Annotated in this window: 20 protein-coding genes and 1 riboswitch; of the genes, 11 read left to right on the top strand and 9 right to left on the bottom strand. The window is 72.5% G+C overall.

What is annotated here, in order from left to right; genetic code table 11:
• The first annotated feature begins 242 nt into the window (after window positions 1-242).
• From QOM21_RS32270 to QOM21_RS32250, 5 genes are all read left to right on the top strand, one after another.
• On the top strand, window positions 243-668 hold the full coding sequence (locus QOM21_RS32270; RefSeq protein ID WP_407554538.1) for a hypothetical protein: 426 nt from the start codon (window positions 243-245) through the stop codon (window positions 666-668).
• A 91-nt stretch (window positions 669-759) separates the two neighbouring features.
• The gene (locus tag QOM21_RS32265; protein WP_407554537.1) at window positions 760-1,362 is read left to right on the top strand and encodes a carbonic anhydrase; all 603 of its coding nucleotides are present in this window, start codon (window positions 760-762) and stop codon (window positions 1,360-1,362) included.
• Between the two features lie 8 nt (window positions 1,363-1,370).
• A complete protein-coding gene (locus QOM21_RS32260) occupies window positions 1,371-2,831 on the top strand; it encodes a SulP family inorganic anion transporter (RefSeq protein ID WP_407554536.1) in 1,461 nt (486 codons plus the stop codon).
• Between the two features lie 189 nt (window positions 2,832-3,020).
• Entirely contained in the window at window positions 3,021-3,509 is a 489-nt protein-coding gene (locus QOM21_RS32255) for a MarR family winged helix-turn-helix transcriptional regulator (protein ID WP_407554535.1), read from the top strand.
• A gap of 171 nt (window positions 3,510-3,680) precedes the next feature.
• Window positions 3,681-4,127: a nitroreductase family deazaflavin-dependent oxidoreductase gene (locus QOM21_RS32250; protein WP_407554534.1), complete on the top strand. Its 447-nt coding sequence runs from the start codon at window positions 3,681-3,683 to the stop codon at window positions 4,125-4,127.
• Between the two features lie 76 nt (window positions 4,128-4,203).
• Here the strand turns inward: QOM21_RS32250 and QOM21_RS32245 are convergent, their stop codons facing one another.
• The 3 genes from QOM21_RS32245 to QOM21_RS32235 form a co-directional block, all read right to left on the bottom strand.
• A complete protein-coding gene (locus tag QOM21_RS32245) occupies window positions 4,204-6,183 on the bottom strand; it encodes an ABC transporter permease (protein WP_407554533.1) in 1,980 nt (659 codons plus the stop codon).
• Window positions 6,184-6,282: 99 nt separating this feature from the next.
• Window positions 6,283-7,074, bottom strand: coding sequence for a molybdate ABC transporter substrate-binding protein (gene modA, locus QOM21_RS32240; RefSeq protein WP_407554532.1), 792 nt, complete (start codon window positions 7,072-7,074; stop codon window positions 6,283-6,285).
• Window positions 7,075-7,177: 103 nt separating this feature from the next.
• The gene (locus tag QOM21_RS32235) at window positions 7,178-7,570 is read right to left on the bottom strand and encodes a molybdopterin-binding protein (protein ID WP_407554531.1); all 393 of its coding nucleotides are present in this window, start codon (window positions 7,568-7,570) and stop codon (window positions 7,178-7,180) included.
• An 828-nt stretch (window positions 7,571-8,398) separates the two neighbouring features.
• Between QOM21_RS32235 and QOM21_RS32230 the strand changes: the two genes are divergently transcribed.
• Genes QOM21_RS32230 through QOM21_RS32210 form a run of 5 tightly spaced genes read left to right on the top strand, consistent with a single transcriptional unit; the run spans window position 8,399 to window position 12,232 of the window.
• Window positions 8,399-8,578, top strand: a complete 180-nt coding sequence (locus QOM21_RS32230; RefSeq protein WP_393895075.1) for a hypothetical protein — start codon at window positions 8,399-8,401, stop codon at window positions 8,576-8,578.
• A 10-nt stretch (window positions 8,579-8,588) separates the two neighbouring features.
• Window positions 8,589-9,290, top strand: a complete 702-nt coding sequence (locus tag QOM21_RS32225) for a hypothetical protein (RefSeq protein WP_407554530.1) — start codon at window positions 8,589-8,591, stop codon at window positions 9,288-9,290.
• Window positions 9,287-10,243, top strand: coding sequence for a DUF6895 family protein (locus tag QOM21_RS32220; protein ID WP_407554529.1), 957 nt, complete (start codon window positions 9,287-9,289; stop codon window positions 10,241-10,243). The genes QOM21_RS32225 and QOM21_RS32220 overlap by 4 nt, the downstream gene beginning before the upstream one ends.
• A gap of 19 nt (window positions 10,244-10,262) precedes the next feature.
• The gene (locus QOM21_RS32215; RefSeq protein ID WP_407554528.1) at window positions 10,263-11,186 is read left to right on the top strand and encodes a DUF6895 family protein; all 924 of its coding nucleotides are present in this window, start codon (window positions 10,263-10,265) and stop codon (window positions 11,184-11,186) included.
• The gene (locus QOM21_RS32210) at window positions 11,183-12,232 is read left to right on the top strand and encodes a serine hydrolase domain-containing protein (protein ID WP_407554527.1); all 1,050 of its coding nucleotides are present in this window, start codon (window positions 11,183-11,185) and stop codon (window positions 12,230-12,232) included. The genes QOM21_RS32215 and QOM21_RS32210 overlap by 4 nt, the downstream gene beginning before the upstream one ends.
• Window positions 12,233-12,287: 55 nt before the next feature.
• Here QOM21_RS32210 and QOM21_RS32205 read toward each other — a convergent pair whose 3' ends face one another.
• The 4 genes from QOM21_RS32205 to QOM21_RS32190 form a co-directional block, all read right to left on the bottom strand.
• Complete coding sequence (locus QOM21_RS32205; protein WP_407554526.1) at window positions 12,288-13,358, bottom strand: enoyl-CoA hydratase/isomerase family protein; 1,071 nt, start codon at window positions 13,356-13,358, stop codon at window positions 12,288-12,290.
• A gap of 102 nt (window positions 13,359-13,460) precedes the next feature.
• Window positions 13,461-14,888 carry a condensation domain-containing protein gene (locus QOM21_RS32200; protein WP_407554525.1) on the bottom strand — a complete coding sequence of 476 codons (1,428 nt, stop codon included), beginning with the start codon at window positions 14,886-14,888 and terminating at the stop codon, window positions 13,461-13,463.
• Window positions 14,889-15,002: 114 nt separating this feature from the next.
• Window positions 15,003-15,782, bottom strand: coding sequence for an SDR family NAD(P)-dependent oxidoreductase (locus QOM21_RS32195; protein WP_407554524.1), 780 nt, complete (start codon window positions 15,780-15,782; stop codon window positions 15,003-15,005).
• A 69-nt stretch (window positions 15,783-15,851) separates the two neighbouring features.
• Window positions 15,852-17,678: an alkyl/aryl-sulfatase gene (locus QOM21_RS32190; RefSeq protein ID WP_407554523.1), complete on the bottom strand. Its 1,827-nt coding sequence runs from the start codon at window positions 17,676-17,678 to the stop codon at window positions 15,852-15,854.
• A gap of 468 nt (window positions 17,679-18,146) precedes the next feature.
• Here QOM21_RS32190 and QOM21_RS32185 point away from each other — a divergent pair, with 468 nt between their 5' ends.
• Window positions 18,147-18,455 (top strand): hypothetical protein, encoded by a 309-nt coding sequence (locus QOM21_RS32185; RefSeq protein ID WP_407554522.1) that lies wholly within the window; start codon window positions 18,147-18,149, stop codon window positions 18,453-18,455.
• A gap of 100 nt (window positions 18,456-18,555) precedes the next feature.
• Here the strand turns inward: QOM21_RS32185 and QOM21_RS32180 are convergent, their stop codons facing one another.
• Window positions 18,556-18,996 (bottom strand): SPW repeat protein, encoded by a 441-nt coding sequence (locus QOM21_RS32180; protein WP_407554521.1) that lies wholly within the window; start codon window positions 18,994-18,996, stop codon window positions 18,556-18,558.
• Window positions 18,997-19,140: 144 nt separating this feature from the next.
• Entirely contained in the window at window positions 19,141-19,713 is a 573-nt protein-coding gene (locus tag QOM21_RS32175; protein WP_407554520.1) for a histidine phosphatase family protein, read from the bottom strand.
• Window positions 19,714-19,831: 118 nt separating this feature from the next.
• Window positions 19,832-19,982: riboswitch (cobalamin riboswitch) on the top strand.
• Window positions 19,983-19,994 lie beyond the last annotated feature (12 nt).

The raw sequence follows: 19,994 nt of genomic DNA, 5'->3' as shown, positions 1-19,994 counted from the left end.
ACGGTTTTCCGCCCGGTGGTCCGCGCCCCGGCGCCGGGTGGACGTCCGGTGCCCGGCAGTCGGCCACGTTCTTGCCAGATGCCGCAAGAACCTGAAGATGGCTTCATTTCTCGTTATCACGCCGGAAACCTGGATGCTGCACTATTGGGGCAGCTTTAACCATGTGGACGATCCCCCATGACGGGCCGGATCCCAGTGATCATTCAGCCTGCCACCCCGTCGGCAGGCCGACGCGGAGGGCGATGATGCGGAAGGACAACGGCGCACCGGGCATACCGGTCATCCGCCTGTGCCGCATTCCGCTGACCGCACTCCTGGTCATTCTCACGTTTCTCCTGGGCAGCGCGGCAACCGCCCCCGCCGCGGCGGCGCCCGCGGTCCCTGCGGGCGCCGCGCTCAAGCCGTCAGGGGCCGCGCAGGCCCCCGACGAGTCGTCCGACAGCAGCGAGGACAGCGTCGACCGCGAGGCGGAGCGTGGACAGCCCCGCCGCGTCGCGCGGAACTCCGTCGGGATACCCCAGCACACCGGCCGGCTGCTGCCTCCCTGCCGTACGGACCCGACGTCCGTCCCCGCTCCGGCGGCGGGACGTCCACCGGTCGACGGATGGGACACCAGCGCCCTCAGACCACTCGAACTCCCGGTCCTGCACTGCGTCTTCCGCTGCTGAGGAGGGCCTCGGTGGCCACGCCACCCGCCCGCACCACAGCACGTTCAAGCCACCCTCCCAGTGGCATTACTCATCAGCAGGAGACCTCCTCATGGAGACCTTCATCACGCATGCCCGGGGCCTGACGGCCCGCATCGCCGACCGGCGCGAGGAACGAGAGCGCTTCGGCCGGCTCGCCGAAGGCCAGTCGCCCCTCGCCCTGTTCATCACCTGCTCCGACTCACGAGTCGTGCCGTCCCTGATCACCGGGGCGCGACCCGGCGAACTCTTCGAGCTGCGGACCGCCGGCAACGCCGTGCCCGCCTACCAGGAGGGCATGCCGGCCAGCGGCGAGACCGCCACCATCGAGTACGCCATGCGGGTACTCGAAGTCGCCGACATCGTGGTGTGCGGCCACTCGCACTGCGGCGCTGTCAGCGCGAAGACCCGCGGCGCCGACCTCGACGGCGTGCCCGCGGTCCGCGACTGGCTCGCGCAACAGCTCTCCGACGGGCTGCCCAAGGACGAGGGGCCGACGGTCGAGGCCGCGGTCCAGCAGCACGTCAGCGAACAGCTGGAGCGGCTGCGCGGATACCCGTGCGTGCGCGAACGCCTGGAATCCGGCGAGGTGAAGCTGCACGGCTGGTTCTACGAAGTGCACACCGGCATGGTGTCGGCGCATTCGCCGGCCACCGACTCCTTCCTCCCCCTGTGAGGGCCGGCATGCAGCTCACCAAGCGTCTCGCCCCCCTCCGGGCGGACTTCACCGCGTCCCTCGTCGTCTTCCTGGTCGCCGTCCCGCTGTGCGTCGGCGTGGCCGTCGCCTCCGGCGTCCCCGCCGAGCTGGGTCTCGTCACCGGCATCGTCGGCGGCCTGCTCACCGGCCTGCTGCCCGGCAGCAGCCTTCAGGTCAGCGGTCCCGCCGCCGGCCTGACCGTCCTCGTCTTCGAGGCGGTCAAGGAGTACGGGATCGGCGCGCTCGGCGCGCTGGTGCTGGCAGCCGGTGCACTGCAACTGGCCATGGGCGCCCTCAAGCTCGGGCGCTGGTTCCGGGCCATCTCGGTCGCCGTAGTCCAGGGCATGCTCGCCGGCATCGGTCTGGTGCTGATCGCAGGTCAGCTCTACGCCCTCGCGGACGCCAAGGCCCCCGGCAGCGGTCTGGCGAACATCGGCTCCCTGCCGCAGTTGGTCACCGCCACCGTCCGTTCCGGGTCCGCGTTGGCCGCGCTGGCCATCGGTGTCAGCACCATCGCCGTCCTGGTGCTGTGGCCCCGTTGGCGTCGTGCCGCACGCGTCCTGCCCGCTCCGCTGGCCGCCGTCGCGCTCGCGACCATCGCGGTGTGGGTGCTGGATCTGCCCGTTCGGCGCGTGCAGGTCAGTGGTCTGCTGGACGCGATCCAGCCGCCCGGCCTGTCCGACATCGGCCGGCTGACCGAGATCGGGGTGATCGGCACGGTTCTCGCCTTCGCGCTGATCGCCTCCGCCGAGTCCCTCTTCAGCGCCGCCGCGGTCGACCGGCTGCACGACGGGCCGCGCACGAACTACGACAAGGAATTGATGGCTCAGGGCGCCGGTAACGCCGTCTGCGGCATCCTCGGCGCGCTGCCGATGACCGCCGTCATCGTGCGCAGTGCCGCCAACGTGCAGGCGGGGGCAAAGACCAAGGCATCGCGCGTGCTGCACGGCGTCTGGCTGCTGGTGTTCGCCGCGGCGTTCCCGGCAGCACTGGGCGTGGTTCCGCTCGCCGCTCTGGCCGGCGTTCTGGTGCACGCGGGATGGAAGCTCATACCGCTGCGCGAACTCCGTCCGCTGTGGCGCGAACACCGCGGCGAGGCGGTCGTGCTGTTCGTCACCGCGCTCTCCATCGTGTTGATCAACATGTTCGAAGGCGTCCTCATCGGACTGCTGCTGGCCGTCGCCAAGACGGCGTGGGAGACCTCCCACGTCCACCTGGAGATCGACGACCCGAAGGACGAGGGCCCGGTGCGCGTACGGGCGATCGGCAACGCCACGTTCCTGCGGCTGCCCAAGCTCCTCGACCAGCTCGAATCGCTGCCCGCCGACCGGGAGGTGGATCTCGACCTCAGCGGCCTGCGCCATCTCGACCACGCGTGTGGTGCGGCCCTGACCAACTGGGCGGAACAGCACAAGCGCAATCTGCAGACCCAGGAGCTCGTCGCGTGACGGAGCGGGGCGCGGGGGCCTGCCCCTTCCCCCCTCGGTGACGAGTGCGCCGAATGCCAGACCACCTGCCCGCCTGCCGGCTCACCCGGCAGGCGGGCAGGTGCCGTTCTGCCGCCTGTTGACCTCACGTTCGATCGAGGTTCTAGCGTTTCCGCATACCAACCGCTTCACCGTGAGGATCGACGACACATGGACCGCGAGACCGTGCTCATGCCCGCCGACCCGGCCGCCCCGGACGACGCCCTCGCCGCTCAGCCCATCGGCTACTGGAGCGGCCTGGCCCACCGGGCGGTCATCGGGCGTATTCGCGACGAGATGGCACGGATCGATGTCACCCAGCCCCAGTGGTGGACCCTGAACACCGTGGACGTCGGCGACGGGCGGGTCCGCGAAGAGGTGATCGAGCGGCTGGCGCACGTCGGGGACGGCCCGCAGGAGATCTCCCGCGCCGTCGACCAGCTGCTGCACCGCGGCTGGCTCACGCTCGGCGCCGCTCACCGCTTGGTCCTCACGGAGTCGGGTCGCGACGCCAAGGCCCGTATCAAGCAGCTCGTGACCGGCCTGCGGGCGGAGATCCACGACGGCATCCCCGACGAGGACTACGTCACCGCCCTCAAGGTCCTGCGCAGGATGACCGACAACATCGCCAGGCAGAACACCCGCGACCTCGAACGGTGACCGTCTGCCCGCCCCGCCGCCCGGGACGGGGCGGGCCGAGGCCGACACGACGGCGGAAGCGGAATGATTGCGACGGCCACGGTCGTTGAGCGAAGGTCGTGGCGGCCAGAACGGCGGATCGGCCGGGGCCGCGAGGGACCGACGCAAGACTTCGCAGATGGGACGCGCAGCATGCCTCTTCAGGGTGAGTACGAGCCGAGCCCGACCCAATGGGTACGTGACCAGGTCACGGCGTACGAGAGCTCCGGCGGCACGGAGGGGACGACGATGCGGGGAATGCCCGTCGTCATTCTGACGACTCGGGGAGCCAAGAGCGGCAAGATCCGTAAGAGTCCGCTGATGCGGGTGGAGCACGACGGCACCTACGCCGTGATCGCCTCCCTCGGCGGCGCCCCCCGGCACCCGGTCTGGTACCACAACGTGGTCGCCGACCCCCGGGTGGAGCTTCAGGACGGGCCGGCGCGGCAGGACATGACGGCCCGTGAGGTCACCGGCGAGGAGAAGGCCCTGTGGTGGGACCGCGCCGTCGCGGCGTACCCCGACTACGACGACTACCAGAAGAAGACGGACCGCGAGATTCCCGTCTTCGTCCTGGACCCGGCTCCCACCCCGCACTGATCGGGGGCGGCGCCCGCACGACGCGGGGGGGGGCGGGTCGAACGCGGGCCGGAGCGCCCGTCCGCTTCCCGCTCCCTCACAGCGTGACCAGCGAGACCTCCGTGGCCTTGACGCTGGTCCATACGGAAACCCCGTCGGCGAGGCCGAGTTCGAGCGCGGCCTGCGGGGTGATCTCGGCGACGAGATCGGGGGCCTCGGGCGAGGTCACCAGAACACGCAGCCGGCTGCCGGCGGAGGTGATCTCGCGGACGGTGCCGGGCCAGACGTTGCGGGGGCTGCCCGCGGGCCTGCTGACGTGCACGGAGACCGCCTCGGGCGCGATGATCGCCAGCGCCGGGGTCCCCTCGGGCAACCGGTCGGCGACAACGAGGTGGCCACCACCGGCCAGAGCGAGGCCGTCGCCGGCGGCGGCCCCCGGCCAGGCGTTACGGCCGAGCATCCGGGCGACCCAGGGTGAACGGGGGTGCCGGGTGACCTCGGCGGGGGTGGCGTCCTGGAGCGCGCGGCCGTCGTCGAGCACCAGGACACGGTCCGCCAGGGAGACCGCTTCGACCGGGTCGTGGGTGACGAGCAGGCAGACGCCGCCGAACTCCGCGAGGTGGCCGCGCAAGGTGTGGCGGACATGGGCGCGCGTCGTCTGGTCGAGGGCGGCGAGCGGCTCGTCGAGGAGCAGCAGACGCGGCCGGGCGGCCAGCGCCCTTGCCAGGGCGACGCGTTGGGCCTGGCCTCCGGAGAGCTGGGCGGGTCTGCGGTGGGCGAGAGTTCCGACGCCGAGCCGGTCGAGCCACCGCTGGGCCTGCCGGCGGGCCCGGGCACGCGGGACGCCGTGCGCACGCAGCCCGTACGCCGTGTTGCTCAGCGCGGACAGGTGCGGGAAGAGCGCGCCGTCCTGCGGCACCCAGGCCACGCCGCGGCGGTGCGGGGCCGCCGCGGAGACATCGCTGTCGCCGAGGCGGAGGGTGGCGCGGGCTCGCGGGGTCAGACCGAGAAGGGCCCGCAACAGGGTGGTCTTGCCCGCGCCGTTGGGGCCGACCACGGCGATGGTGGTGCCCGGTTCGGCATCGAGGGTGAGGTGGGTGAAGCCGGTGACGTCGGCGTGCAGCGGCCAACGCTCTTGTGGTCCCGGAGGGTCATCGGCGGGAAGCGGGAGGCCGGCGGCGTGCGGTGCCGAGAGGTCGGCGTCCTCGGCAGGGGGCGTTGCGGGCCGCCTGCTCGCCCGGTCAGTGGCCCCCGCGGTCCATCGGCCGCGCAGCGCCACCAGGACGCCCATCGCGATGGCGAGCAGCAGCAGGGAGACCGAGGTGGCGGCTTCCGGGGAGTCCTGGAGCAGCAGATAGACCTGAAGCGGCAGAGTCTGTGTGGTGCCCGGCAGATTGCCCGCGAAGGTGATGGTGGCGCCGAACTCACCGAGCGCCCGTGCCCAGGTCAGCGCGGCGCCGGCGGCCAGGCCCGGGGCGACCATGGGCAGCGTGACGGTGCAGAAGACACGCACCGGTGAGGCGCCGAGGGAGGCCGCGGTCTCCTCGTAGCTCGGCCGCAGTCCGGCGAGCGCGCCCTCCAGACTGATGACGAGGAACGGCATCGCGACGAAGGTGGCCGCGACCACCGCGCCGGAACTGTGGAACGGCAGGGTGAGCCCGAACGTGTCCTCCAGCCACGGCCCGAGGAGCCCGCGGCGGCCGAAGCCGAGGAGCAGGGCCACGCCGCCGACGGTCGGTGGCAGCACCATCGGCAGCAGGACGAGGGAGCGCACCAGCGCCTTGCCGGGGAAGCTGACGCGGGCCAGCAGCCAGGCAAGCGGCACTCCGAGCAGCAACGAGAGCCCCAGCGCCCAGAAGGAGACCAGCAGCGAAAGCCGGAGCGCCTCGACGACCCCAGGAGCGCTCAGATGGCTGCCGAGGTCGCTCCAGGTGGTGCGGGCAAGGATGCCGATCAGCGGCAGCAGCAGGAAGGCGATCGCCAGGAGCGCGGGCAGGGCGAGGGCGACCGGCGTGCCGGCGCCGGGGGCACGCAAGCGGCCCGCCGATGGCCGGGAAGGAGTGCGGGGGCGTCTCATCGGGGTTCCTGGGTTCGGGGCCGGTGCGGCCTGTGGTGCGTGCCGCCGCGGGCGCTGTCCGCTCCCCCGAGCCGGACAGCACCCGCGCGCGAGCTGCGGCTACGGCTTCTGGAAGCCCGCCTGCCGAAGGATCTTCTGCGCCTCCGGCGTGCTGAGCCACTTCACGAACGCGGCCGCCGCGGCCTCGTGCTCGGATGTCTTCAGCGTCGCGGCCGGGTAGGAGGCGACTGCGTTCTGCTCGTCGGGGATGTCGACGGCGTCGACCTTGTCGGTGGCGGTGGCGGCGTCCGTCTTGTAGACGATGCCGGCGTCCGCCTCGCCCAGTTCCACCTTGCTGAGGACCGCGCGGACGTTGGGCTCCTGGGAGACCGGGCGGACACGGAGCTTCTGGGCGTCCAGCACCTGCTTGCTGTAGCGGCCGACCGGGACCTCCGGTGCGGCGAGGACGACCTTCAGCTTGCTGCCGGAGAGGTCCTGCAGCTCATCGATCTTCTTGGGGTTGCCCTCGCCGGTCGCGATGACCAGCCGGTTCTTGGCGATGACGGTGGGCCGGCCGGCGTCGGCCTTGAGTCCGTCCATGGTCTTGGTGTCGGCGGTGACCAGGGCGTCGGCGGGGGCGCCCTGCTTGACCTGGGCGGCCAGTTCCTGCGATCCGGCGAAGGAGAACGTCACCTTGGTGCCCGGGTGCTCCTTCTCGTAGGCGGCGCCTGCGGTCTTGAACACGTCGGTCAGCGAGGAGGCGGCGAGCACGGTGAGTTCGGTCCGGGGTGAGTCGGACTTCGCCTCGCCGCTGTCCTTCTTGCTGTCGTTGCCGCAGGCGGCGAGCGGGACGAGCAGGGCGGCGGTCACGATCGCGGCGACGGCGCGGCCGCGCGGAACTACGGGGGACATGGCGTGACTCCTTGGTACGCGGGCGTGGGATCTCGCCCGAGCGGATGGAAAGCCGCGCCGGGGACGGCGACGCCGCTGGGGAGGGATGGTGCTGCGGTGGGGGTCAGGTGCGGTCGATGTGCACGCTGGTGGACTTCACGCGGGCGGTGGCCTGCACGCCCACTTCCAGTCCCAGCTCCTCGACCGCTTCCCGGGTCAGCAGGGAGACGAGCCGGTGCGGCCCGGCCTGGATCTCGACCTGCGCGGCCACGTCGCCGAGTGTGACGGCGGTGACGATCCCGGGGAAGGCGTTACGCGCGGAGGTATAGGAGGCGTCTTCGTCGCCGCCGTCCTGGGCAATCTCGGTGGAGAAGGCGGCCAGGTCGCGGCCGTCGATCAGTCGGCGACCGCCCTCGTCGCGGTGGGTCGCGACCTTGCCGGCGTCCGCCCAGCGGCGGGCCGTGTCGGGGCTGACGCCCAGCAGACGCGCCGCCTGACCAATCGTGTAGGACTGCATGTGCGACAAGATATGCGTGGTCGGCTCGCATGTGCAATGTATAAGGCGAGTCTCCATAGCATGCGCCAGCCCGGTTGGAGGAACGTCCGAAGCGGAGCGGGGGTGCTCGCGGGAGCGGCGCGGTGACGTCGGGGCGGGTGCGGCAGCTCTGAGCGGTCCGGCGATTCCTGCCCGGTCCTGCGATACGCGACTCGGGCGGCACTCCGGCCCGGCCCGGTGACCTCCACCCCGGTGCGGGCACACGGAGGACGGGAGTGGCGCTGTCACGGACCCGCCGGCGCCAGGTGAGGGCCGACGGGGATCGCCGCGCCCCCCTTTCGCCCGGCGCCCGCAACGTCACCCCGACCCCTCCAACACCACCCGGGAACACTCACCGCTCGCCACAGCTGAGCAAGTCACCACTCATACGGTCGAATTCGTGACAGGTGACGCCGAGCACCCTGCGGCGGATCGCCTGGACATGGCCCGAGTCCGGCTGTTCGGCGGGAATTGAGTGGTCGACAACAGCCGCGACCACCCGATCGGCCGACACGGGCGGCACTCGCCCGCACAGGAGTACGGGGCCATCCGAGGGACTTTCCCGAAGGGCCACCCGCGGTGGAAACCTGCTAAGGCGACGGCCCGAGGTACACCTCGGCCGCCCTCAACACCCGGAATCCGGGTGAGAGTTGAGCGGAGCAGATCCGGTCCTCACGAGCGGTCCCGGGTGAGGGGCATCCATCGTTCAACCCCGATGACGCGGACAAGACCGCTGAGACGGTTTCTTCCGTTTGCGCCCGATTTGGGCTGATGTAACGCTGGAACTCCGCAACAGAAGGAGATGATCGTATGGTGACGGACCGCACGGTGGAGACGACCGCTCTCGCCGCAGAGGTCGAAGGCATGCTGGACTCCGCCGAACCCCACGGTGTCTTCCGCGACACGCGGGAGTGCGGCGGCGGGCTGCTCCTCGCGGCCCTGCTCCTGATCTCACCCCCCACCCCCCGTCCCAAGACCGACGCCCGCTAAGGAGCAGGCGTTGGCTGAACAGACGCAGGGAGCAGTCCCGCTGAGCGCTGTGATCGCTGATGCCGCACAAGGAGTCGCCCTCGCCCTCCGAGGTGAGGGCGACCCCTATGCGCTGTCCCGAGTCCTGCGCCAGGGCGATGCCTTGGCGCTGGCCGCGATCCGGGTGCTCGGCGCCGACGCGCTCGCGCCGTACGCGCTGGATCACCGGGCGGTACACGGCGGCGAGGACGACACCACCGTGGTGCGGGAGGCGCTGGCGGCCTACCCGCCGGGAACCGATGCCTCCGAGGTGTCGGTGTGGAGTTACCGGGGTCTGATCGAGGCCTCGCACGCTTTTCTGCCCAGCGGAGCGGACCACTGGCCGCAGGCGCCACACGCCGGCGCGGCATGGGTGGCCAACGATCCCTGGCCAAAGCTTTCTCACCGGGTGTCACAACTGGCCGCGCTCGCGCTCCCCGGACTCGCGCCCACGCTCGCCGAAAGCCTGGCGGCGCGCTCCGACGACCTGGCCCGCGGCTTCGTCCGGGCGGTGCGCCGCAGGGACTGGCTGCAAGCGGCCGGACTGGGACGCTGGCTGGCCCGACTGCCCGAGGCACCGCCTTCGCTGGGCCTGGACGCCGGGCTGGTGTTCATCCGTCAGATGAGCGGTGGCGACGCCCGCGTGACGCTGCATGTCGCTGCCGCCCGGCGCTTCTACGGACGGGGCGGGTGACCGGGGGCCGGGGCGCCCCGGAACTGCTCGACCGCATGGTCGGTGACAGTCTGGGGTGGCTGGAGCGGGCACACGCCCACTTTCGCCTGCCCCCGAACGTCACGACGGACGCCGATCCCAACCTGACCCTGAAGCCCTTGGGCGAACTGGCGGAGCTGACCCAGCTGATCCGCACGTCGCATCCCCGCGCCGACGTCCGGAAGCAGGCGGACGGGCTGTTCGCCTTCGCCTGGGAGGAGACGCGCGACGGCGAGCTGTTCGCCGAGCTGATCCGCGGTGAGCCGCGGGCGACCTATCCGGTGGAGCTGTACGGGGTGTTCGCGCAGGCCGGGCTGCGCAGCGCCGCCGTGGAGGAGCTGCTGCCGGCGACGACCCGACTGCGCGGATGGCAGGTCGCGCGCGAGGACCACACCCGTACGCTCGGCGTGCTCAACGCGGAGCGGCGGATCGGCCTGCGTCCGCACGCCGCGTTCGACTCCGTGCTGGAGCTGACCGGGCTCGGCTCGATGCCCGAACCGTGGACGCTGGATCTCAAGGCGGCGTACGGCGTGACGCACGACGTCTTCCACCTCACCGACTGGGGGCGCGCCCGGGACCGGCTCTCCGGGGAGCTCGCGGAGTATCTGCGGCTGTGGCTGCCCGCCTGGCTCGACACCTGGCTGGAGGAGCAACTGTGGGATCTGGTGGGTGAGTTGCTGGCCGTGACGGCTTGCCTGCCCGAGGCTCCGTTCGACCGGGCGGCCTGGCAGCGACTCGCCGACGCCCAGGCGGCCGACGGCAGCGTGCCCGAGACGGGTGGCCCGCCGCCCGGCCCGGGTGACGGCGCCGAGGCGTTCACGGCCTGCTACCACTCGACCTTGGTGACCGCCTTCGCCGGCACCCTCGCCCGCATCGCCTCGGACGAGGCCACGGCGGACGGCGGTGCCGTTGCGGCGGTGGCCGCGACCCCTTGAGAAAGCGAAGGCAGCCCCCGTGACCGTGACCGCCGCTCCCCCCGCGTTGCTGCACGCCGTCGGCGACCGGGCTCTGGCCTGGCTCGACGACCACCGCGACCACTTCCGGCTCACCCCCGAGGACCGCGCTTCCGGGAGCGCGGTGATCGAACGACTCAAGCCGATCGGGGAGTTGGCGCTCAACATGCATGTGCTCTTCCGGGAGGGCGTGGCCGGCTCCCGGCAGCACGCCCGGGCCGGACAGCTGCTGGACTTCGCCTGGCGGGAGCTGCTGGACGGCGGCAACGTGCTGGCGGCCCTCCAGTACGAAGAGCCCCTCTCCCCGGTGCCGTTGGAGGTCTATGCGACCTTTCACGAGCTGGGCCGCCGCCATCCCGGCCTGGAGGAGGCGCTGGAGGTCGCCCGGCGGACCACCACCTGGTCGGCGCTGGAGATGGCGCCCAACCGCAGGCTCGGTGTGCTCAACGCCGAACGCAAGCTCGGCCTGACGCCCAGCAGCGACTTCGGCGAGGGCGTGGCGCGCACCTGGCTCGGCCGGATGCCCGAGCCCTGGACGGTCCAGCTGCACATCGCCTACGACGTGACCCACACCGTCTTCCACCTCACCAACTGGGGTGAGGCGCCGGACCGCATCCCGCCGGACATCGCCTCCTATCTCGCGCTGTACCTGCCCGCCTGGATGGAGGACTGGGCGGACCTCGAACACTGGGACCTGCTGGGCGAACTCCTCGTCGTCGACGCCTGCCTGCCCCGGCCCACGCTCGACGCGGACCTGTGGGAGCGGTACGCGGCCGCGCAGTCCGAGTCCGGGGCGATGCCCATTCACCGGGAGATGCCGGAGGGCGACGCGGCCGAGGTCTTCGACCTCGTGCACCACCCCACCCTGGTCGCCGCGTTCGCCTCCGCCATGGCCACCTCCCGGGCGCTGTCCGCCGTCCGATGAGCGCACCGCGACCCGCCGCCCTCGCGGACCGCCTCACCGACCGCCTCGCGGACGCACTGGCACAGATCGACGCCCCGGACGTCGTACTGGCCCTCACCCGGCACGGCCGGCGGACCGTCGTCAGCGGGGGCACCGCCCTCGCGCCGCCGATGCCCCGCGAGGCGCTGCGCTACGAACTCGGCTCGCTCTCCAAGACGTACACGGTCCTGCTGCTCGCCGTGCTCGCCCGGTCCGGCGTGCTGTCCCTCGACGACGCGGTCACCGACCACCTGCCGGATCTGCCGCCGGTCTCCGCCGACCTGCGCCGGATCACCCTGCGGCAGCTGGCCACGCACACCTCGGGGCTGCCGCGCATCCCCCGCGATCTGGTGGCCGGCGCCCTGCTGCACCCCTACCGCAACGGCTACGCCGGCTACGACACCGAGCGCCTGGTCCGGACGTTCGCCCGCACCACGCTCGCCCACCGCCCCGGCACCCGCTGGCACTACTCCAACTTCGGGCTGGCGCTGCTCGGTCCGGTGATGAGCGCGGCCGCGGGCGCCGACTACCCGACGCTGCTCACCGACCGGGTGCTGCGCCCGCTCGGGCTGAGCGGTACCACGCTGGGGCCCGGCACCACCGGGACCGACGCCATCGGGCACCGGACGAACGGCCGGACGCCCGTCGCCGGCGCCGACATGGCCGGCTTCGTCGCGGCGGGCGCCGTCCGCGCCGTCCCGGGCGATCTGCTCACGTACCTCGAAGCGCATCTCTTCGCCGAGGACACGCCGCTGCGTCAGCCGCTGCGCGATGTGCAGGTGCCGGTGCTGCGGCGCGGCTGGCAGCACCGGCACACCCACACCCTGGCCTGGTATCAGCACCCGGCCGCCGGCGGGCCGATGCTCTTCCACGTCGGGGCGACCTTCGGCCAGCAGGCGTTCCTCGGTTTCCACCCCGCCTCCGGAACCGGCCTCGCCGCCACCGCGACCCGTCGCGGCCGCACCTGCCGCATGGTGCACACGGCCTACGAGTTGCTGTACGCGCTCGCCGGCGACTCCACGGTCTGAGCCCGGCCCGGGGAGGACCGGCAGCGCCCCTGCCGGCCCGCGGCCGCGGGCGGTGTCAGGCCGGTTCCGTCCGGGTGTCCGGGCCGCCGGCCAGGCCGAGTTCCCCGCTGCCCAGCGACCGGAAGTGGCGCTCGACCTCCGCGGTCGGCACCTCGCTCAGCCGGGGCGGTGACCAGCGCGGATCGCGGTCCTTGTCGACGATCTGCGCACGGACCCCCTCGACCAGGTCGGGTCCGGTCAGCGCGGTGCACGAGACCCGGAACTCCTGATCGAGCACCTGCTCCAGCGAGTCGAGCGCGCGGGCCCTGCGCAGCGCCGCGAGGGTGATCTTCAATGCCGTGGGCGACCTGCTCAGAAGGGTCTGCGCGGCCTGCTTGGCGGCCTGGTCGCCGCTGCGCTCCAACCGGTCGATGATCTCCTCGACGGAGTCGGCCGCGTAGCAGGCGTCGATCCACGTACGGTGCCCGGCCAGTTCGCCACCGGGCGCCGCGCCGGTGTGCAGCCGCAGCGCTTCGGCCACGTCCGTGCCGGCCAGCGCGGCGGTGAATTCCGGCAGCCGCTCGGCGGGCAGGAAGTGGCCGGCGAACCCGCACAGCAAGGCGTCGCCCGCGCCCATCTCGCCGCCGGTGAGCGCGAGATGGGTGCCCAGCTCGCCGGGGGCACGGGCCAGCAGGTAGGTCCCGCCGACGTCGGGCACGAAGCCGATGCCCGTCTCCGGCATGGCGACACGGGAGCGCTCGGTGACGATCCGTACGGAGCCGTGGGCCGAGACGCCGACCCCGCCGCCCATGACGATGCCGTCCATCAGGGCGACGTACGGCTTGGGGTAGCGGGCGATCCGGGCGTTGAGGTGGTACTCGTCGCGCCAGAAAGCCTTCGAGGCCGCCCCGCCGCCGGAGCGGACGTCGTCGTGGACGCTGCGGATGTCGCCGCCGGCGCAGAGGCCCCGCTCACCTGCCCCGCGGATCACCACGGTCGCCACGGCGGGGTCCCGCTCCCACGCGGTCAGCGCCTCGTCGATCCGGCGCACCATGGCGTGGTTGAGGGCGTTGAGGGCGCGCGGGCGGTTGAGGGTGAGATATCCGGCCCGGCCTTCGGTGTGCAGGAGTACGGAGTCGTCGCTCATCGGCCCGCTCCGGGCGACGCGGGTGCGGCAGTGGCACACATGGTTCGTCGGTTCCTTCCGATCTGACGCGCCCGCGACGGACGCGGGCGATCTTCTCACCCTCTACTCCACCAGACGCCCGGGCGGGCCCTCGCGCCGCGGTACCCGATCGAGCAGCGCGCCCCCGGTGGGGAGCGGGGCGTGCGGGTCGGCGTCCGCGATCCGGCCGAGGAGGTCGAGGAACCGGTCCTGGTGGGTGGCGAGCTCGCGTTCGCCGTAGAGGGCGGGGTTGGCGTCGTGGTCGATGCGCAGGCCGGCGCCGTCGCCCCGGTCGTGGACGTGGACGGTGAGGTCGTCGACCGGGCCCGCGGAGAGGTTGTGCGCGTCGGAGTGGGCTCCGGCGAAGTCCGGTCCGTTGTCGAAGGGCAGGACGTTGACCAAGGGGCCGGCCGGCGCCCCGGCCGTGCCGGGCATGCCGAGGTCGCGGCGGAGGTCCTCGTAGGGGTAGCGCTGGTGGCGGCGGGCGGCGCGGACACCGAGGACGACCTGCCGGGTGAGGTCGGCGAAGGTCGCCCGCGGCCCCGAAGTGAGGCGCAGCGGCAGCACGTGGGCGACCGTGCCGGGGACCCGTAGCGCCGCCGGGCTCATCCGGCCGCGCATCGGCAGGCCGAGCACGACGTCGGTGGTGCGGGTGGTGCGGGCGTGGTAGCACGCGTGGGCGGCGATGAGGACTTCGGGCCAGGTCGCACGGACGGCGCCGGCGAGTGCCTCGATCCGGCCGGTGACGTCGGCGCCGATCCATACGGTGCGGCGCAGGAAGGTGCGCGACGGCAGAGCGCGGCGTCCGGCCAGGGTGGGGGTTTCCCGACAGCCGGCCAGGACGCGGTTCCAGTGGGCGCGGTCCGCGGCGTACGCCTCGGAGGTGCGGTAGGCGGCGTCCTCGGCGACCAGGCCGGCCAGCCGGCCGAAGGGGCTGGCCCCGGCCTCCTCCCCCGCCACGAGAGCGCTGTAGATCTCGGCCGCCCGGCGGGTGACCAGCGCGTGGCCGAAGCCGTCCAAGGCGAGGCGGTGCACCCGCTGGTACCAGAGCCAGCGGCGCTCGCCGACCTGGAAGAGGGCGTGCCGGAAGAGGGGGCCGGTGCGCAGGTCGAAGGCGTCGCCGAGGTCGTCGCGCATCCAGGCGCCGGCGACCGCGTCGGGGTCTCCCTGGTCGAGGAGCGAGGCGATCTGGAGCGGGAAGCCGTGTCCGGGCGCTTCGATCGCCAGGGGCAACTGGCGCGGGCCGTGCGGGGTTTCCTCGATGCGTACGCGCAGGGCGTCGGTTTCGCCGACGGTCCGGTGGAGCGCCTCGGCGAAGACCACCGGATCCAGCGGGCCGTGGATCTCGATGCACTCGGCGCTGTTCAGCGCGGGGCTGCCGGGGTCGAGGGCCGCTCTGCGCCACAGCCCGGCCTGGGCGGTGGTGAGCGGCAGTCCGGCTGCCGCGGCACGGTTCCCGTGCACCGTGTCCGGAGGGTGCGTCGGGGAAGGGGCGGTGACGGGCAGCGCCATGACAGGGCCTTTCGCTGATGCGGGGCGGGTGTCGGGACGGAGGGGTGCGGCGCCTGCGCTGGGCTCGGCCGGTGCGGCACAGGTGCCGGGCGGGCCGCGGGCGCGCAGCGGTGTTCAGGCGCGCAGCGCCAGGGCTCCGTCGGCGTGCAGATCGTGCATGGTGATGTGGCGGGCACGGTCGGAGACGAGGAAGGCGACGGCCTCGGCGAGGTCGTGGGGGTCGGCGGCAGGTCCGGGCGGCGCGGCCGGACCCTGGGCGGCCCATGCGGCGCCGCGGGCCCGGCCACGCCTGCCCGCCGCGGCCGGGCGGTGCCGGGTTCCGGAGACCCGAGGGGCGCCGGGCGAGACGACGTTGCAGCGCACGCCACTGGACGCCAGCTCGCTGCCGAGGCACTTGGTGAAGAGTGCGGCGGCGGCCTTGGAGGCCGCGTATTCGGCCAGACCGGCCCGGGGCACTCCGACGGGGTGGGCACCCACCGTGATGATGCTGCCCGCCCGCCGATCGGTCATCCGGCGGGCCACCGCCCGGGAGAGGTGGAAAACGCCGGTGGTGTTGACGGCGAAGAGGTCGTCCCAGTCCTGGTCGGTGAGTGCGGCGACATCCTCGGCGCGCAGTACACCGGCGGCGTTGACGAGGATGTCCAGGGGCCCGACGGTGCGCTCCGCCTCGTCCACCAGGCTCTCCACGGCGGCGCGGTCGGTGATGTCGACGGCGCGGGCGATGACGCGCGCGGCGCCGTACGCGGATTGCAGAGCGGTGATGCCGTCCGCCTCGCGGTCGACGGCGATCACCCGCGCGCCGCGATCGGCCAGCAGTCTCGCCACGGCCTCCCCCGCAGTGCCACCGGCCCCCGTGACCAGCGCCGTCCGCCCGGAGAGCTCCCCTTCCCGCATGCCTCACCCCTCGACTCATTGGTTAGGTAAGCCTAACCTAACAGCTTGGAGCGGTCCGCGGGAGTCCGATCAGGGCGTGACGACGGAGAAATTGGGGTCCGGCTCCACGAGCAGACTCATGAGCCGCTGCAGCGCCCCCGCGTCCCCCTCCTGCTCCACCCCCTCCGCCTCCCGGCCGGCGAGCAGACCGAGCAACTGGACCTTGGTGAGCCGCAGCGTCAGATCCGGCCGCCGCTCCCCGGACGGACTCGGCGGGCCCGGCGAACTCAGGTGGGTCAGCGCACCGTTGGACAACGTCAGACGCCAGCTGCGGTCCTGGTCGGTGATGTACACATCGAAGGAGAGCGGGTACTCCGCGGCCGTGGGGCCGTCGATGCGGATGGCGAGCGAATCCAGCAGCCGGTCGACACTCAGCGCCATGGCAATCTCCGGACCGGTCGCGTCCGGGGGCACCTCCGCCGGAGTGCCGCGCAGTTCCATCGCTCCGGTGAGATAGAAGTTGCGCCAGGTGCCGTTCTCACAGCCGTGGCCCAGCCGCTCATAGACGGTCGCCAGTTCCAGACAGGCCCGCGTATGGCCGGGGTCGGCGAAGACGACATGGTTGAGGAGGGTGGCCGCGAACCGCAGATCGCCGTTGGCGGCGTACCGCTTGCCCGCCTCGTATGCGGCCTCGGCGCCGCCCAGGACCTGCACATAGCGCTTGGCCTGTTCGACCGGCGGGTGCTCCCAGAGATGGGCGGGATTTCCGTCGAACCAGCCCATGTAGCGCTGGTAGATCGCCTTGACGTTATGGCTCACCGAACCGTAGTAGCCGCGGTTTGCCCACTCCCGCTCCAGCGCCGGCGGCAGCCGCAGCTCCTCCGCGATCTCCGTGCCGGTCAGCCCCTGGTTGAGCAGCCGCAGCGTCTGGTCGTGCAGATACGCGTAGAGGTCGCGCTGGCCCGTCAGCAGGCTGCCGATCCGCTCCTTGCCCCAGGTCGGCCAGTGGTGGGACGCGAAGGCGATCTCCGCGTCGTCGCCGAACAGCGCGAGGGACTCGTTGAGGTGGTGTGCCCATTTCCGGCTGTCGCGGACGGCCGCACCGTGCAGCGGGAGGATGTTGTGCAGAGTGTGGGTGACGTTCTCCGCCAGGCACAGCGCCTGGTGGGCCGGGAGGTAGAAGTTCATCTCCGCGGGCGCTTCGGTGTCCGCGGTCAGCTGGAAGACGATGTGCACCCCGTCGACGATCTCCTCCTGCCCGGTGCCGGTGATGTCCACGGTCGGCGGGATGAGGGTGCGGGTACCGGTGGAGGCCGTGGTGCCGAGACCGCAGCCGATCTGGCCGGCCGGCCCCTTGGGCAGCTCCGTGCCGTACGTGTAGACGGCACGCCTGGTCATGGCCGTCCCCGCGTAGACCTTCTCGCTGACCGCGTGCTCCAGGAAGCCGGCGGGAGCCAGTACCGGAACCCGGTCCTGGCCGTGCGGCAGCACACCGCGCCCGCCGCCGAAGTGGTCCTCGTGGGAGTGCGAGTAGATCAGCGCGGTGACCGGCCGGTCACCGCGGTGCCTGCGGTAGAGCTCCAGCCCCGCGGCAGCGGTCTCGGCCGAGCGGAGCGGGTCGACGACGATGACACCGTGCTCGCCCTCGACCAGCGTCATGTTGGACAGGTCCAGCCCCCTGACCTGGTAGATGCCCTCCGTCACCTCGTACAGGCCCTGCCGGCCGACCAGCCGGCCCTGGCGCCACAGGCTCGCGTTCGCCGTATCGGGGCAGTTGCCCGCCAGGAACCCGTACGCCCCGGCGTCCCAGACCACCCGGCCGTCCGCCGCGAGGACATGGGGCGGGTCGAGCGCGGCGATGAATCCGCGGTCGGCATCGGCGAAGTCCGCGTGGTCATCGACGGGCACAGCACTCACGTGGCACTACCTCTCCGGGTGGCAGGACGGTGGTCCGGCGCGTCGCCGGCGCCTCCGCCACGGGGATCAGCCATCGCCACCCAGGAGGGCGCCGCCGGATGACCCTTGAACATGATGTGCCCCACTGTGCCCCGTTCGCGCATACGCGTACGCACGCACGCCGACGCCCCACCCGCCCCATCCCTGACATGGACCACAGAGCCGGACGGCGCGCAGGTCCACGGGGCCCTTCCCAAGCGGCCCCGGGCCGGTCCACGCGGCGTCACCGGTCGGGCCAACAGAGTTACGAGCAGGGCGCCACAGGGCACAACAACGCCTGTGACGTGGTGACCCGCGCACGCCCACGGGCGCGTTGGCCCGGGGCGCACTCCCCCCGCCTCAGCTCACTGCTCCCGTCCGCCCGCAGCGGCGCTCCTCCTTCACGCCGCCACCGCGCAACGACCGCACCCGCAACAGGAGGGACGCCGCGTGCCCCCCGAGCAGAACCGCCAACTCGCCGACGCCGCCGAACGGTTCCGGCACGACCGCACCCCGCACACGGGGCCGGCCCCCGCCGCCGGCCCGCGACCCGTGGACCGGCGCGAGGCATACCGTCGCGGCGCCGCACGGCCGGCTCTGCTCGCCGCGGCCGGCCTTCTCGCCGTCGGCATCGCCTTCGGTGACGGCCTGCTCATCGCGGGCGGGCTGATGCTGGCCGGATACTTCGGCCGCCCCTTCGCGCCGTACCCCGGCCGCGCCGGCGAACGGCCTCGCGAGGACTTACCGCCGCCGGGATGACCGCAATCCGGCGGCGGACGGACACACACCGGCCCGCCGGCCGTCCGTCGGGCGGCAGGCGGGTCGACGGGTTGTCACCAGCCCCTATCGGGAGCGGGCTTCACGTCAGGCGGCGGCTTCTCGACGCCACGGCGACGCACATCGCCCCCAGCAGGAACGTGAGGCCACCGATGACGACGTTGTTCCAGATGACGCCGGCATCCGGGTTGGTGCCGACGATCCACGGCGCCACGATCATCCACGCGCCGATCGCGCACATCGCACCGCTCAGGCCGTACATCCGGTCCGGCGTCACGGTGAACCCGATGGCCAGCAGGGCGATCGCGATGCCGACGATGAGGTTGTGCGTCACGAGCGCGGACTGCGAGGCCGTGTAGTGGACGATCCATGGCGAAGCCGCGCAGTACAGGCCGACGAGGAACACCGGTCCGTCCACGAGTACCACGTCACGCCCGCCGAGAACCCGGTCGTATCGGGCTTGCATCTCGGTAGCGTCGGGGTGACCTGCGAGGTCGCCCCTGCTGTGTGAGACGTCGGCCATGCGACTCGCCTCCTTGGTTCACAAGCCTTGGCCGTACCGCGAGGCATCTGCCACGCACTCTTTATTCTGCACTTATGTCCCCTTTATGGGTAGATGTGCAGCCCTTCAATTTTCTCGCGACGGGCCCGGCGCACCGAAAACCCCTTACGGGCGCCCCGGCGTCCGCCCCAGCGCCAGATTCCAGCGGCCGCCCCGACCGCTCAACTCGGTCGCGGTCAGCGGCGGCACATCCATCCGCCAGAAGGCGTCCAGCGGCACCCGCAGGGCACACACCGCCGCGGCCCGCACCACGTCCGGCTCCACCACCGCCAGCACCCGCCCGGAGACGTCGGCCACGCCGTCCAGCCAGCCTCCGACCCGGTCGCACAGCTCCCGCAGCGACTCCCCGCCGTGCCCCGCGAAGCCGGGGTCGGACAGCCAGGCGGACACCGCCGCGGGATCCGCCTCGGCCACCTCCGCCAGCGTCCGGCCGCGCCAGGCGCCCATCCCACAGCCGGCCAGCTCGGACGCGGTCGCCGCGGAGAGCCCCAGCTCAGCGGCCGTGCGACGGCAGCGTACGGACGGGGAGACCAGGGTCCGGTCGGCTGCCGGGAAGCCGCCCGCGGCGGCCCGGGCCCGGCGCAGCCCCGCCTCGCTCAGCGGCGCGTCGTCGTCGAACCGCACCTCGCGCTGCGCGTCCCCGGCAGCCGGTGAGAGCAACGTCACCCGAGTTGTCATGAACCCCTCTTTCGATGTGCCGCGGCAACAACAGAGCGTCCGGTAAGGCGAGTTGTCGACACCGCGCGCCCCGCACTGCCCCTCTCCGCCCCCTGCTCGGCCTTGGCCCGCCCGCCGGTTCGCGGTACCTTCCCGAGGATATTGACGATGACATGACGGAAGCCGGTGGGATCCCGGCGCGGTCGCGCCACTGTATGTCCGGTTTCGACTCGGCCCCCGCGGGGGCCGGGACCGGGCGAGCCAGACCCGCCATGTCATTGCGCACTCCGCTACACGGGACG

The organism is Streptomyces sp. Pv4-95, assembly GCF_045782725.1.
GTDB lineage: Bacteria > Actinomycetota > Actinomycetes > Streptomycetales > Streptomycetaceae > Streptomyces.
Note: the sequence above shows the minus strand (reverse complement) of the source record. Positions and strands in the feature narration are given on the sequence as shown.